This window comes from Vibrio splendidus 12E03 (assembly GCF_000272105.2).
GTDB lineage: Bacteria > Pseudomonadota > Gammaproteobacteria > Enterobacterales > Vibrionaceae > Vibrio > Vibrio splendidus_I.
Genome location: NZ_AJZD02000337.1, coordinates 1 through 329, shown reverse-complemented (window position 1 = coordinate 329; position 329 = coordinate 1). Strand labels below are relative to the sequence as shown.

Below are 329 nucleotides of genomic sequence, written 5' to 3'. Positions count from 1 at the left end.
ATTATTTGAAACTTGAAAGCATATAACGCCCGCTTAAGGGGCAGACAACGCTACTACCAACTTTCCGCATAACACCGTAACCACAAAAACCAACGCATAGTAAAAATGCCGCGCGTTGGCTGTCCCTCTTGAAGCGTTTGTTAGGAGTTTGTACCACAACTGTTAATCACCCTCAACACATAAGGATGAAGATCATAATAAAACCTCTCCATCAAGTCTTGAATATTATAACTTTGAAATTTATCCTCAAAATCTTTTTCTAAAAATTTAGCACTTGGAGAGTCACTAAATAAACCACTATCGACTCTCAATAAACGACGATGCTTTGA

General features: G+C 38.0%; 1 protein-coding gene. It reads right to left on the bottom strand.

Translation table 11 applies throughout. The features are described from left to right. Nucleotides 1–140: 140 nt before the first annotated feature. A partial coding sequence (locus A142_RS25335) for a hypothetical protein (protein ID WP_032545630.1) occupies nt 141–329 on the bottom strand: 189 nt, incomplete at its 5' end.